The sequence below is a fragment of the Terrabacter sp. GCM10028922 genome (genome assembly GCF_042666095.1).
Classification (GTDB): Bacteria; Actinomycetota; Actinomycetes; order Actinomycetales; family Dermatophilaceae; genus Terrabacter.
Window position 1 is genome coordinate 399,929 of sequence record NZ_JBHTFG010000036.1, and the last position, 433, is coordinate 400,361.

1 protein-coding gene is annotated in these 433 nt (G+C 73.4%); it reads left to right on the forward strand.

What is annotated here, in order from left to right:
- Nucleotides 1–433: aminotransferase class III-fold pyridoxal phosphate-dependent enzyme (locus ACFQU3_RS24380; protein ID WP_385914762.1), on the forward strand; the 433-nt coding region annotated here is incomplete at both ends.

Sequence of the window (433 nt, forward strand, 5' to 3'; positions counted from 1 at the left end):
CCCCCATCTGGGCGCCGGCTCGCCGCTGGGACCCAACGTGCGGCTCATCGACCCGCCCGACCCGCGCCTGGCCCCGCCCGGGACCACCCTGGCCGAGCACATGCGCACCCAGGTCCGCGACGCCATCGCCGACCTGCAGCGCCACGGCTACCGCCTCGCCGCGCTCATCACCGACTGCGCCTACACCAGCGACGGCATCTTCACCGACCCGGTCGGCTACATGCCCGCCGTCGTCGAGGAGGTCCACGCCGCCGGCGGGCTCTACATCGCCGACGAGGTCCAGGCCGGCTTCGCCCGCCTCGGCGACACGATGTGGGGCTTCGCCCGCCACGACGTGCTGCCCGACATCGTCACCATGGGCAAGCCCATGGGCAACGGCATGCCCCTGTCCGGCGTCGTGTTCCGCCCCGAGGTCAGCGACGAGTTCGGCCAG